This is a genomic window from Vibrio sp. 10N.286.55.E10 (assembly GCF_002872555.1).
In the GTDB taxonomy this organism is placed as follows: Bacteria; Pseudomonadota; Gammaproteobacteria; order Enterobacterales; family Vibrionaceae; genus Vibrio; species Vibrio crassostreae.
On the sequence record NZ_MCSD01000024.1, the window covers coordinates 326147 to 339471 of the forward strand.

Consider the following 13325-nt stretch of genomic DNA (forward strand, 5'->3'; position numbering starts at 1 on the left):
AAGGGGAAAGTCGAAACCTTCCCCTTAATATTTAAGCTATTAATAGTACCCTACTAACAAATTAGTATTTTACCTGTAAAGTCGCCATGTAGTTACGGCCTTCGCCGACAACAACGTTGCTCGTGCTGCCGCCTTCAAGGTAGTCAGTATCAAACAAGTTTTCTACGTTGAAGCGTGCAACGAAATCTAGGTTTTCATCATACTTCATTGTATGTGACACACCCATGTCTACACGAGTGTAAGCATCTTTTTTGAATGTGTTAGCGCTTTCTGTGTAACGCTCACCTACATGATAAATACCCAGGTTTACATCAGTACCGTTGTTGAATGCATAAGTAGACCAAATGCTAGCCGTAAACTCAGGAACGTCAGCTGGAGTTTTGCCTTCAAGTGCAGGGTCATTTTGGTATTCAGCATCCAAGAACATAGTTGATGCACTCAAAGAGAATGCTTCAGTCATGTAGCCGGTAGCCGACAGTTCTACACCAGTATGAACTTGCTCACCAACTTGGCTTGTGCGTGTCTCTTTGCCGTTATTGCTTGCTGGATCTAGGTCTTCAGTCACTTGCATGTTCGATTGAGTGATCTGGAACAATGCTCCTGATACAAACAGACGCTCATCAAACAGTTCCCATTTAGAACCTAGCTCGTAAAGTGTGCCCTTCTTAGCGTCTTGAGACTGACCAAAGTTCACGTCATCTTTATCTGTGATTTCGCCAACAGGTTCGAAACTTTCAGAGTAAACCGCGTAAATAGAACCATTAGACGCTGGTGAATAAATCACACCAAGCTTAGGAAGAATGTTGTTGTAGCTCTCTTCTTGATTAGAGCTGCTCGTCGTTTTGTCGTAAGCGAAACGCACGCCACCAAGTACTTGCCACTGTTCAGTCAGCGTTACTAAGTCTTGAACATAAAGACCGTAGTGTTGGCTTTCAGAGTGAGACACTTCATTGTCGTTCTTGTAGTTAACGTTAGAAGGCATATCAAAACCGTTACCACATGCAGCAGCTGCTTCTGCTTCTGTTGCGTTAACACATGTGTAGCCAGAATCGTATAAACGCTCGTAATCATAATGAAGACCATTCACACCAACAAGTAGGCGGTGGTTTACACCTAGTGCATCGAAATCACCAGTAAAATCTACATAAGCCGTATCAAACGTCCATTCATCGTGACGGTCTGATACCTTGTAGCCGTAACCGCCGCTCTTATCGCTATATACCGTGTTGTTTGATTCTGTACGTTGACGTTCATAGAACTGACGGCTGATGCCTGTCTTCACAGACCAAGCGTCGTTCAAGTTAGCGGTTACAGATGCACCGTAGTTTGCAACGTCGTTGTCCGTTTGAGCAAAGCGTTGGTCATTAACCGTGTTAGGGTCGATAACTTTACCAGTAGAAGTATCGATTTTAGAACCGTTGTCTAAATCGCCCTCTTCAATAGTGCGGTCGTAATGAACAGACAACATGATGTCTTCGTTGATATCGTAATCAACAAATAGACCACCAACAAAACGGTCAGTCTCTACATCTGTGCCATCAAAACGTGTGCGGTAAGAGTCTTGGTTTTCTTGTGAAACAATCAAACGAGCACGTAAAGTTTGGTCATCATTTAATGAACCGCTAACATCAGCGGTAGTACGCGTGTAGCTATCAGAACCGATATCTTGGCTTACGTTAACTTGAGTTTCATATGTTGGCTTCTTAGAAACCATGTTCACAAGACCGCCAGGAGCAGACTTACCGTAAAGTAGACCAGCTGGGCCTTTCAATACTTCAACTCGCTCCAGAAGCTCTACCGGTTGGCGGTAATGAGACCAGTGTTGAACGCCATCACGCAGGTAACCAGAGCTACTCTCCAAATTAAAACCACGAAGCGTGAAACGCTCACGGTTAGTTGATTTAGAACCCGCACCAACAGATGCGTCGTTCTTAAGAACTTCACCTAACGTGCTAGCACGCTGTTCATCGATGATTTGCTCATCGATTACTGAAACTTGTCCCGGAGTCTCTAATTGAGTTGCCTCCATACGCATCGCTGTTGTGTTCGTGTCGGCTTTGTAACCGTAGTCACGACCTTCAACAACCATATGCTCGTCTGTTTTTACTGTTTCTGACAATACTGCTGGTGAAGCTAATACTGCGCCGATCACTAAAGCCAATGGGCTCTTTGAAAACATGTCCTTTACTCCGCTTTTATTCTTTTAGACGAGCACTTTGTTAGTTATTCGATGTGCTCGCTGAACCGTTTCCGGTACCACTGAATCATTTCGGGAGAGAATATAAGTGATAATTATTACCATTTGCATTAAATTTACATTCTTTGCATTCGTAAAGTTTTGTAAAGGCGTGGCGGAAAGGCGTTTTTATAAAGTTAAACAAACCCATTTCAATACAGATATTTAGAGAACATTTACGCTTAAAAGTGGTTGTCGCCATCCAGTTTTTTTGAAACTGCGTTATTGGCCAGGTCAATTTGAGGTGTGACGATCAATAAGAAAATCATCTCTTCTTATTTACTACCTTTGAAACGACAGGTTTATGTATAAAACCCTCGATAAATGTAAAATTATAGTGAATTATATTGTTGGATTTTGTTGAATTTACACAATTATCAGTGATTCTGATCACATCTATAATTCCAAACTCATTTTTTGTTTTTCGATTTGAACAACCGACTGCTAATCTCCTGCTCACTTTGAAAAGGTATCAAAGTTATAAATAATAAGGAGTGTTCTAAATGAATACCAAGAAACCTATGTCTCTGACTGGTCGAGTAATCCTCGGTATGGTCGTAGGTATATTAACGGGATTTGCCATTCAATCCCTTTTTGCAGACAGCGGATTTGTTAACAACTACATCGTTAACGGACTCTTTGAAGTAGGCGGACAAATCTTTGTCGCCAGTTTAAAAATGCTTGTTGTGCCACTAGTCTTCGTTTCACTAGTATGCGGTACAAGTTCTCTTAAAGACTTATCAACTCTTGGCCGTATGGGGGGCAAAACGCTTGCACTTTATATCGGTACTACAGCCGTTGCTATCACTCTAGCACTTACTATCGGTAACCTGTTCCAACCTGGAGCTGGTGCGGATCTTACTGCTGCGAGCTCTTTCAAATCAGCGGATGCTCCTTCTTTAGGCCAAGTAATCATCGACATGTTCCCAACCAACCCTATTCAGGCGATGGCTGAGGGCAAAACGTTACAAGTTATCGTATTTGCAGTGTTGTTTGGTATCGCAATCAGTGCAGCCGGAAAACCAGGTGAACGTATCGCTGCCGTTTTCTCTGATTTAAACGAAGTGATCATGAAGCTAGTTGCGCTACTAATGAACCTTGCTCCTTACGGCGTGTTCTTCTTGATGGCGAAACTGTTCTCTGGCCTTGGCTTGGGCGCGATTTGGAACCTAGCAGAATACTTCTTAGTACTTGCGGGTACCCTGCTGTTGCACGGTCTGGTGACTTACAGCGCAATGCTTAAAGGATTCACTGGCCTTAGCCCGATTACGTTCCTACGTAAGATGGAAGATGCAATCATGTTTGCATTCTCAACAGCATCTTCAAACGCAACAATTCCAGTAACAATGGAAACAGCTAAGAACCGCATGGGCGTAGACAACAAAGTCGCTTCTTTCACAGTTCCACTAGGTGCAACTGTGAACATGGACGGCACTGCAATCATGCAAGGTGTTGCGACTGCGTTTATCGCGCAAGCGTACAACATCGACCTATCTATGGGTGATTACCTAATGGTTATCCTAACGGCGACACTGGCGTCTGTTGGTACTGCAGGTGTTCCTGGTGTTGGTCTTGTTATGCTAGCGATGGTATTGAACCAAGTTGGTCTACCGCTTGAAGGTATTGCTCTAATCATGGGTGTTGACCGCCTTCTTGATATGATTCGTACCGCTGTAAACATCACAGGTGATAGTGCCGTAACTATCATCGTTGCTAAGTCTGAAGGCGCTCTAGACGAGTCTCGCTTCAATGACCCGGCAGCTGGTGAGAAAGAAGAAGAAGTTAAGCTAGCACGCCAACAGGCATAATCTAGCTTCTCTGTCGCTCTCGTCTCCAAGCTAAGGCGTAATTAATGGCTATGCCTTAGCTGATAATGAAAAGCGTATAAACAAAAACGCCACTGCATCTGCAGTGGCGTTTTTTATTGGGCGATGTTTCTAAACTATATTTATTAGTTATATTTCTAAGCACGCTTTCAATCATAGTTACCTATGGAACACGACAGATAAAAACAGAAAGCTAATCAGCGATTGGGAACATCAAGTTCACTCTAAGCCCCCCACCTTCTCTATTCTCTGCAGTTACATGCCCATTCATAACAACCATTGCCTCTTTAACAATCGCTAAGCCTAGCCCATAGCCACCAGACTGTTTATCTCGCGCTGATTCAATTCGTGTAAACGGGTCGAATATACCCGCAATCTTGTTATCAGCAATACCCTCACCATCATCTTCCACAGATATGACACTGTAACGTTTATCTGTTATCTGTTCGTATGTAGTCACGACAACATGAGCGCTCTCACCCGCGTATTTAATTGCATTGCCGACCAAGTTACCGATCACTCGAAGAAGTAGTCTCTCATCAACACTCACCATTGATGTCGGTATCTCTAAGTCACCAATCAAAGTTTGATTCGGCTTTAAATCGTTTTGCATCTGCGCGATCAACATCGAGCAATAGTGCTCTAGGTGCATTAAGCTTAATTTAGAGTCATAGCGAGAGGTTTCTAAGCGGCTAAATTCAAGTATCTCACCCACCAGCTTGTTCATCTCTTCTGTTTCGCTTTCCATTCGTTCTAGCAAACCAATGCTTTTATCATCAACCTTGCTTCGTAGCAGGTGTAGTGCGAGGTTTTGCCTTGCTAATGGCGTTCTTAACTCGTGTGACACATCACGAATCAAACGACGTTGTTTTTCAGCCAGAGATTTAATCTCAAAGGTCATATGATCAAAATCGTGTGCAAGCTCGTTGAATTCTCGCGTGGTGGAATTTAACTCCGATACCACACTGACAGTAAAATCGCCTTGAGCAAGTCTGCGACTCGCTTCTCTCAATCTATCCAACGGTTGCTGCAGGCTTTTCGCCATGATAATCGAGAACAGAGACAATACCACCAAGGCAATCACAGCTTTAAGCATATAGGAGTATGGAGCAAAGGATTTTGCGGGGTGAAACTGGTGAGGAAGTTGAATAACAAGCGTACTGCCATTATCCAGTGGCAAGCCAAAAATTGGCTTACTCACACGGTCACTCAGTTGATGGTCTAAGGTACGCAGAAACTTCAATTTAAATTCGAAGTGCGGATGCATGTGTCGATGTGTAATTGGGCGGTTATTCTCGTCAATAACGAACAAATAATAACGTTGAGCATTACCCCAGTCAGCGAGCTCGTCCATGTCCCCTTCTTCGATCAAAACATTCGCTTGATGAGCAAGATCCAACATTTCTGCTTTAACGGACTCAGGGACCTTTAGCAGAGCCTTCATCAACGCTCTTTCAGCGACACCTTGCAGGATCAAAATGCTCACTAGAATCACTGTCAGGTAACTAAACAATTGAAAGGTTAATCCATCTTTTCGCTTAGCGATGAAATCCGGGCAACGTATTAGATGGGCACTCATGCGCCGACCGACTCTAGGTAACTGTAGCCTTTACCACGAACGGTTTTAATGTGCTGTTTCGACAGGCCCGCCTGCACCAATTTTCGACGTATATTACTGATATGCATATCTAAATTACGATCGAAAGGACACAGCTCTTTCTTAAGTACATGAACTTGAAGGTCAGACTTGGAAACCACGATACCGTCATTTTTAACAAGATAATCAAGCAAGTCTTTTTCAGTACCGGTTAATGGCAAACGAGAGAGTTGTTCGCACAAACCGTGATTAGAGGAAGCTAAAGATTGTCTCTGACGCTCAAAACCCACTCGGCGCAAGATCACCTTAATTCGGGTTAAGAGTTCAGGAACATTGAAAGGTTTAGCGATGTACTGATCGGCTCCAGCTTGATAACCATCGAGCATTGAGGCATCGTCGTTAAGCGCGGTTAGCATAAGAATGGGAGTAGCAAAACGCTGACAAATACGCCTTGCCACTTGAATACCACTTAGGTTTGGAAGCATTACATCGAGTAAAACTAAATCGACAGGGTTCGATTGAATAAACTCAAGCGCGGACTCACCGCAATGAACGGTATCAACGTGATACCCCTCATTTTCTAACACTTCACCTAGCAACTCACACAACTGAATATCATCATCAACAACTAAAACGCGAGACATTACACACACCGATAAATAAGAACTGTTTGCATTCTAATTATCGTTATTATTGATTTCAATTATAAAGTGCCTGATTTCTTCTATAGAAGAAAATCTTTTTCGATCGGTACAAATTTTGACGCAGAATCGATAAGATTTTGAGCGGTTAACCCCGGTACACCATACACTTCAACAGGTTTGCCAAAACGCTCTTTGATTCGCTCTACAAGGATTTCGAAATCGCCATCGCCAGAGACTAAAACAATCGTATCGACTGTCTCAGCAAGCTCTATCGCGTCTAGTGCTATACCTACATCCCAGTCACCTTTTGCACTGCCATCTCGACGCTGAATAAACGGTTTTAGCTTCACATTAAAGCCAACACCACGCAGGATGTGATGAAATTGGCGCTGCTTAGGGTCTTGGCTTGAGATTGCGTAAGCATTAGCTGCAACAACGTTACGCCCTTCCGTGGCAACATACCAAAACTGGTTATAGTCGAAGTTAGAACGGTATTTGTCGCGCGTCGTGTAGTAAACGTTCTGAACGTCGACCAAAATTGCTATGTTTTCCATAAATTCATACCTTTAGATTTTCCGTATACCCTATTCTATTCACTTATAAAATGCGAGTCGCTTTACTCAATAAAAATGAACTTGTTTCCTTCCGTTAACGTAAATCTCCGTATGTTTAGCGTAATCCTAACTATGCTTAATGTAGGTTGATTTGTGTTGTACGTTTATCGAATGGTTCTGAGCTTAACTTTCTTCCCTACGTAACTTTCAAATCATTCTCAGACTTTGAGTTTTCAAGGGAGGTTGGCCATGCTACACCGACAAATAAACAAATCGTGCGTAAGCATCGACACAGCCAAAGCAGCGAAATCAATGAATTATTCGGCAAGTTTTCGCGTCTGGTTTAGCTTGATTAAACTACTGACTATCAGCACAGTATTGGTCATGAGCTCAACCATTCACTCGGTACTTGCCTACCCTGCCTATTCACATTCAAAACCGTTACCGCACCGTAGCGTGATCTACTTTGCACCAAAGGAAGATTCCGTCGTCAAAGAATTTCTCAATGAAGTGTTGATCAACAACTGTCAATTGGATGAAAGAGACGTAGTTATCATTGTCATTGCGGAGAGCGGCTACACAGTCCCTACTTGGCTTGAAGAAGAATTTAACCTAGAAGCCGTAACCGATAGCTATGGAATACCAAAAGGTTCACATACTGCTGTTTTGATAGGTAAAGACGGAAAAGAGAAACACAGGTGGAGCGGTAAGACAGACTGGCAGAAAATCACCAATATCATCGATGAAATGCCAATGCGCCAACAAGAAATGCAGCGACAAAGCAGCCGCTGCAGTATTTGATACTTGATGAGTTCAGCAATTGTTTAAAAAGACAACTAGAAGGCCAAATAATTAAGCTTGCTTGTTAAACCAATCTAGCTTTTCATGTAGCTGAGCTACACTGCCAACGACAATAAGTGCAGGGCTCTTTGCTGTAGCAGCAAGGCTTGCCAAATCACTCAGCCCACCGCGGTAAACCTTTTGCTCTTGGCGAGTACCGTTTTCAATGATCGCTACAGGCATATCAGCTCGCATACCGTTATCCAGTAAGTTTTTCTGAATGTTTGGGCTCTCTTTTAACCCCATGTAAAACACAATTGTATGGTTGTGCTGAGCAAGAGATTGCCAGTCAATATCTTCGCCGTCTTTCTTAAGGTGACCGGTAATAAACTGAACGCTTTGCGCATGGTCACGGTGCGTCAACGGAATACCCGCATAAGCCGTAGCACCTGCAGCAGCTGTGATGCCCGGAATCACTTCAAATCTAACGTCATTTTCAGCCAGTGTTTCACACTCTTCCCCGCCACGACCAAAGATAAATGAGTCTCCACCTTTAAGGCGTACTACATGCTTGTTCTCTTGTGCTTTAGTGACCAATAGTTGGTTGATCTGATCTTGAGGTACGCAGTGATGATCGAGCTTTTTACCCACATACAGCATTTCCGCTTCTGGGTTAGCCATCGCCAAGATATCCTTTGATACCAAGCGGTCATAAACCAAAACGTCTGCTTGTTGAATCACTCGTGCCGCTTTTAACGTAAGTAAGTCTGGGTCGCCCGGACCCGCGCCTACTAATGAAACCAATCCTTTGGTTACTTCTTTAACATTCGATGACGATACTTCTGACATGCTGTGCTCCGAAGGTTTGCTTGTTTTATCTCAAGCTTCAATCTATGTGATAAGTCACTGTATTCATGATGACTTATCCAAATCCTTAACCCTTAGACTATCAGGTGTTGAATTAAATATTCAGTCTAAATACTAACGAAGATAGAAGTAATTATAACAAAACAGTCTATTGCGAGTAATTTGCGCAATGATATAAGGGCTTTCGAACTAAAAAAGCCCCAAACATGTTGTTGGGGCTCTTAATCTCATACTAAATTACGTTTCACCGTATTCAGAATTACTTAGCACCTAGAGAAGGAGCGGTTCTTGCGTGTGTTAGGAACAAAGGAACACATGTTAAGAACAAACCACCAACGATGTTACCAAGGATTGTAGGGATAAGGTTGAAGTTCAACCATGTCGCGATACCGAAATCAGCGCCTAGAATCATACCCAGTGGGAATAGGAACATGTTTACTACCGTATGCTCAAATACTAGTGCGAAGAAGATGAAGATTGGGAACCACATCATTGCTACACGACCAGACACAGTACGTGCTGTCATGTTACCAATCACGCCTAGACATACCATTAGGTTACAGAAGATACCGCGTACGAAACACGTGATCCATCCGTCCATGCCCATGTTTTCAAAGCCTAAGCTACGACCTGTAGAAACAGCAATGAACTTTTGAGCAACAGCGTTTGGCTCTAGAGAGAAGTTACCTGTTAAAGAAACAGCCACTAGGAAAGCAACAATCAAAGAACCGATAAGGTTACCAAGACCAACAATACCCCAACAACGTAGGATACGGCCCCAAGTGATGCCTGGACGGTTGTCGAATTTAGCCAAAGGCGCAAGGCCGAAAACGCCAGTTACTAGGTCATAACCCATAACGCTTAGAATCACGAAGCCAACTGGGAACACTAGTGCGCCAACAAGACCAATGCCTGTTTGTGCCATTGCTGTAATTGCTACAACAACCGCTAGAGAAAGGATGATACCAGCCATAGTGCTTCGAATCAGAAGATCGCGAGTACTTGTTTTAGTTTTCGCTTCACCCACATCGATCATCGTTTGAACGAATTCAGCTGGTTTGTAATCAGGAGACATAATGTTGTCCTTAAAAAGTAAAATTAAAAGTTAAAATTGGATAGGAAAAGGCTCTAGTTACCGAGTTAAGGCAATATCGAGAACTAGAACCCTTGAACTATCAAATCTTACTCATCCAAAGATTAAGCAGAGATTTCTACAGCACCCTTGGTAACACGAGCTTTGTACGCTTTCACGTTGAAGTTCTCGTCTTCCATGCACACACCTGTTGCTAGGTTAAAGCGTTGCTTTTTAAGTGGGCTTGCCACCCAAAGCTCTTCTTTGTGCTCAACAATCAGACCACGTGATAACACGTTAGATTGGAAGTATGGGTCTGTGTTGCTAATCGCGAATACTTCTTCAGCCTTAGTTGGGCGGAAGACAGCTACTTGCTCACCACCAACCAATGCACAAACACCTGTACCTGGGATAATGTCTTCGATCTTACAAACTTTGGTAAATGCCATGATGTCGTCTCCCAATTAAACCAGTTCAACGTGAAGGATATCGCCCTTCGCTTCAGGGTGTTTCTCAGTGAATGTCGCTGGACGGTGTTGTTCACGGCCATCATCAACAAACACAACGTTTTCATCACGATCATCAGCATTGATGAAGTGTGCAAAGCGCTTAAGTTGAGCTTCGTCGTTGATTGTGTCTGTCCACTCGCAAGCAAAGTTATCCACTAGGCCAGCAATGTCAGTTTCAAGTTGGTCATTGATGCCAAGCTTGTTGTCTACAATCACTTCACGTAGGTAATCAACACCACCTTCTAGGTTGTCCATCCATACCGAAGTACGTTGCAGTGGAGCAGCCGTGCGGATGTAGAACATCATGAAACGGTCGATGTACTTGATTAGAGTTTCTTGGTCTAAGTCGCTTGCAAGTAGGTCTGCGTGACGAGGTTTCATACCACCGTTACCACACACGTACATGTTCCAACCCGCGTCAGTTGCGATAATACCTAAGTCTTTACCTTGAGCTTCAGCACACTCACGAGTACAACCAGACACACCAAACTTCATCTTATGAGGAGTACGGATGCCTTTGTAACGGTTCTCGATCATCACGCCTAGGCCAACTGAATCTTGAACGCCGTAACGACACCAAGTAGAACCAACACATGTCTTCGCCATACGAAGCGCTTTTGCGTAAGCTTGACCAGTTTCGTAGCCTGCTGCGATTAACTTCTTCCAGATTGCTGGTAAGTCATCTTTTTGAGCACCGAATAGACCGATACGTTGTGCACCCGTGATCTTGGTGTACAGGTTGTATTCAGCCGCAACATCAGCAAGAACACTTAGTGCTTGAGGTGTTACTTCACCACCCGCCATACGAGGGATTACAGAGTAAGTACCGTCTTTTTGCATGTTACCTAGGAAGTTATCGTTGGTATCGTGCAGTTTCACTAGCTCAGGCTTAAGGATGTGTTCACCCCAGCAAGAAGCAAGGATAGAACCCGCTAGAGGCTTACATACTTCACAGCCGTAGCCTTTACCGTATTTCTCTAGTAGTTCGTCGAATGTTTTGATCTCTTCGATACGAATCAAGTGGAAAAGCTCTTGGCGAGAGTAAGCAAAGTGCTCACATACGTCGTTCTTCACTTCTACACCAGCTTTAGCAAGTTCAGCGTTCAGTACTGAAGCCACAAGTGGAATACAACCACCACAGCCCGTACCTGCGCCTGTTACTGCTTTGATATCACCAATTGTGTGGTGACCTTCAGCAACAGCTTGTGCAATCTTGCCTTTAGTTACATCGAAACAAGAACAGATAACTGCAGATTCAGGAAGAGAGTCCGCGCCAAGTGTTGGCTTTTCAGCACCAGCATGAGCAGGAAGAATCAATGCATCTGGGTGCTCTGGTAGGTCGATTTCATTCAGCATTAGCTGAAGAAGATCGCCGTAGTCAGACGTATCACCAACCATTACCGCACCAAGAAGCTTCTTGTTGTCTTCAGATACGATTAGGCGTTTGTAAACTTCTGACTCTTCGTTTTGGTAAACGTAGCTCTTACAACCAGGAGTACGGCCGTTTGCATCACCGATAGAACCTACTTTCACGCCGAGAAGCTTAAGCTTCGCAGACATGTCCGCACCTTCAAATGTGCTTTCGTTACCAACAACGTGATCAACCGCTACCGTCGCCATCTTATAACCAGGAGCAACAAGGCCGTAGAACGTTTGGTTCCAAGACGCACACTCACCGATAGCGTAGATATCTTTGTCTGTCGTTTGACAGTGATCGTTAATCTCGATACCGCCACGAGGTGCAATACCTAAACCCATTTGACGAGCAAGTTTGTCTTGTGGGCGAATACCAGCAGAGAATACGATGAAATCAGTTTCTAGCTCTGTACCGTCTGCAAAACGCATTACGTTACGAGCTTCAGTGCCTTCAGGAGCAATCTCAAGCGTGTTCTTGCTTGTATGTACGTTAACGCCCATACGTTCGATTTTTTGACGAAGTTGGTTACCACCCGCTTGGTCAAGCTGCTCAGCCATTAGCTTAGGAGCAAACTCAACAACGTGTGTGGTTACGCCAAGTGCTTTAAGTGCACCTGCAGCTTCAAGACCAAGTAGACCGCCACCCACAACAACACCAGACTTAGAGTTCTTAGCGGTTGCTTCGATAGCTTTCAGATCTTCGATAGTGCGATAAACGAAACAGTCTTTACCTTCGTTGCCTTTGATTGGCGGTACGAATGGGAAAGAACCGGTAGCAAGAACAAGTTTGTCGTATTGAATTTCTCGACCAGTGCTTGAGTAAACTGTTTTCTTTTCACGGTTAACGTTTATCGCACGTTCACCGATCAGCATATTGATGCCGTGTTTCTCGTAGAAACCTTCTTTAACTAAAGAAAGTTCGTCTGCAGTGTGGTGTGAAAAATAAGAAGAAAGGTGTACACGGTCATAGGCTACACGTGGTTCTTCACAGAACACCGTGATGTCCATGTTTGCAACATCTGTCTTCTCGACTAAATCTTCGATATAGCGATGGCCGACCATCCCGTTACCGATTACGACTAGCTTCATCTTGCTCATAAGAATTCCTGAAGGTTATATATTTCTTAACTGAGCGAATAATGAATTATGAAAGAAAATGAAAATATGATGTAAATCAATTACGAAAACGAACTACCCAAAAGGGGTAGAACAAAAGAGGTAGATCTGCTGATTTATCATACGAAGCAAACGAATAACCGTAGGTTTAATAAGGTTTAGCGGGGTTTTATATACACTTTTGTGCATTAGATAAGATGTTGTAAAGTTTCACAATAGGTTAGCAGCAACGTAAGTAAATGACAATCATTTTCATTTGTAGTCATAATAAGTGTAATAACTCATGAAAGCGTTACAGGATCATGAGCAACTATGTCTAAATATGAAGAACTCAATGACGCAAAAGACAATCGCCTTTTCCATTCCCCACTAATTTCACTCAAAAACCACCAAAATTGGTTAACAGATGCTGTTGATTGTTTAGCAAATGACCGGTTTACACAAGGAACAGACCGGCAAAGAAAGTGATCAGATAAGAGCTTGTTCCTAGAGGTGTTATTGACTAGATAACATACGTGGAAGTTTGAACATAGCATGAGGGTTTAGAATTTCAGATAGCAAAAAGGCCAGCATTTCTGCTGGCCCTTCAACTTTTAATAGTGGAGGCGCCTCCCGGAGTCGAACCGAGGTCCACGGATTTGCAATCCGCTGCATAGCCACTCTGCCAAGGCGCCTTCAGTAGTGTTTTAAGAGAACAACTCTTTTGAT

The 13325-nt window shown here is 43.4% G+C and carries 10 protein-coding genes and 1 tRNA gene; 2 read left to right on the forward strand and 9 right to left on the reverse strand.

Annotated features, from left to right (window positions below; genetic code table 11):
* Positions 1-61 precede the first annotated feature (61 nt).
* Positions 62-2179 carry a TonB-dependent siderophore receptor gene (locus BCV39_RS15340; RefSeq protein ID WP_102433462.1) on the reverse strand — a complete coding sequence of 706 codons (2118 nt, stop codon included), beginning with the start codon at positions 2177-2179 and terminating at the stop codon, positions 62-64.
* Between the two features lie 560 nt (positions 2180-2739).
* Here BCV39_RS15340 and BCV39_RS15345 point away from each other — a divergent pair.
* Positions 2740-4044, forward strand: coding sequence for a dicarboxylate/amino acid:cation symporter (locus tag BCV39_RS15345; RefSeq protein ID WP_102433461.1), 1305 nt, complete (start codon positions 2740-2742; stop codon positions 4042-4044).
* A 211-nt stretch (positions 4045-4255) separates the two neighbouring features.
* On the opposite strand, the gene BCV39_RS15350 is transcribed toward BCV39_RS15345, so the two are convergent.
* From BCV39_RS15350 to BCV39_RS15360, 3 genes are all read right to left on the reverse strand, one after another.
* Positions 4256-5641, reverse strand: coding sequence for a sensor histidine kinase (locus BCV39_RS15350; protein ID WP_102433460.1), 1386 nt, complete (start codon positions 5639-5641; stop codon positions 4256-4258).
* On the reverse strand, positions 5638-6303 hold the full coding sequence (locus tag BCV39_RS15355; protein WP_048660110.1) for a response regulator transcription factor: 666 nt from the start codon (positions 6301-6303) through the stop codon (positions 5638-5640). Before BCV39_RS15355 ends, BCV39_RS15350 begins: the two co-directional genes overlap by 4 nt.
* 80 nt (positions 6304-6383) lie before the next feature.
* Positions 6384-6857 carry an NYN domain-containing protein gene (locus BCV39_RS15360; protein ID WP_004731130.1) on the reverse strand — a complete coding sequence of 158 codons (474 nt, stop codon included), beginning with the start codon at positions 6855-6857 and terminating at the stop codon, positions 6384-6386.
* A gap of 249 nt (positions 6858-7106) precedes the next feature.
* On the opposite strand from BCV39_RS15360, the gene BCV39_RS15365 reads away from it, so the two are divergent.
* The gene (locus BCV39_RS15365; RefSeq protein ID WP_102433459.1) at positions 7107-7658 is read left to right on the forward strand and encodes a DUF4174 domain-containing protein; all 552 of its coding nucleotides are present in this window, start codon (positions 7107-7109) and stop codon (positions 7656-7658) included.
* A gap of 51 nt (positions 7659-7709) precedes the next feature.
* On the opposite strand, the gene cobA is transcribed toward BCV39_RS15365, so the two are convergent.
* The 5 genes from cobA to BCV39_RS15390 form a co-directional block, all read right to left on the reverse strand.
* The gene (gene cobA / locus BCV39_RS15370) at positions 7710-8486 is read right to left on the reverse strand and encodes a uroporphyrinogen-III C-methyltransferase (RefSeq protein ID WP_102433458.1); all 777 of its coding nucleotides are present in this window, start codon (positions 8484-8486) and stop codon (positions 7710-7712) included.
* 277 nt (positions 8487-8763) lie between these two features.
* Positions 8764-9579 carry a formate/nitrite transporter family protein gene (locus BCV39_RS15375; protein WP_102433457.1) on the reverse strand — a complete coding sequence of 272 codons (816 nt, stop codon included), beginning with the start codon at positions 9577-9579 and terminating at the stop codon, positions 8764-8766.
* Between the two features lie 122 nt (positions 9580-9701).
* Positions 9702-10025 carry a nitrite reductase small subunit NirD gene (gene nirD, locus BCV39_RS15380; protein ID WP_048662836.1) on the reverse strand — a complete coding sequence of 108 codons (324 nt, stop codon included), beginning with the start codon at positions 10023-10025 and terminating at the stop codon, positions 9702-9704.
* Positions 10026-10040: 15 nt separating this feature from the next.
* On the reverse strand, positions 10041-12599 hold the full coding sequence (nirB, locus tag BCV39_RS15385; protein WP_102433456.1) for a nitrite reductase large subunit NirB: 2559 nt from the start codon (positions 12597-12599) through the stop codon (positions 10041-10043).
* Positions 12600-13217: 618 nt separating this feature from the next.
* A tRNA-Cys gene (locus BCV39_RS15390) sits at positions 13218-13291 on the reverse strand.
* Positions 13292-13325: the final 34 nt, after the last annotated feature.

Excerpts from the sequence above, each read along its gene's own strand:
- nirB (WP_102433456.1), bottom strand. The coding sequence starts at position 12,599 with ATGAGCAAGATGAAGCTAGTCGTAATCGGTAACGGGATGGTCGGCCAT.
- BCV39_RS15365 (WP_102433459.1), top strand. The coding sequence starts at position 7,107 with ATGCTACACCGACAAATAAACAAATCGTGCGTAAGCATCGACACAGCC.
- BCV39_RS15375 (WP_102433457.1), bottom strand. The coding sequence starts at position 9,579 with ATGTCTCCTGATTACAAACCAGCTGAATTCGTTCAAACGATGATCGAT.
- BCV39_RS15360 (WP_004731130.1), bottom strand. The coding sequence starts at position 6,857 with ATGGAAAACATAGCAATTTTGGTCGACGTTCAGAACGTTTACTACACG.
- nirD (WP_048662836.1), bottom strand. The coding sequence starts at position 10,025 with ATGGCATTTACCAAAGTTTGTAAGATCGAAGACATTATCCCAGGTACA.
- cobA (WP_102433458.1), bottom strand. The coding sequence starts at position 8,486 with ATGTCAGAAGTATCGTCATCGAATGTTAAAGAAGTAACCAAAGGATTG.
- BCV39_RS15345 (WP_102433461.1), top strand. The coding sequence starts at position 2,740 with ATGAATACCAAGAAACCTATGTCTCTGACTGGTCGAGTAATCCTCGGT.
- BCV39_RS15355 (WP_048660110.1), bottom strand. The coding sequence starts at position 6,303 with ATGTCTCGCGTTTTAGTTGTTGATGATGATATTCAGTTGTGTGAGTTG.
- BCV39_RS15350 (WP_102433460.1), bottom strand. The coding sequence starts at position 5,641 with ATGAGTGCCCATCTAATACGTTGCCCGGATTTCATCGCTAAGCGAAAA.
- BCV39_RS15340 (WP_102433462.1), bottom strand. The coding sequence starts at position 2,179 with ATGTTTTCAAAGAGCCCATTGGCTTTAGTGATCGGCGCAGTATTAGCT.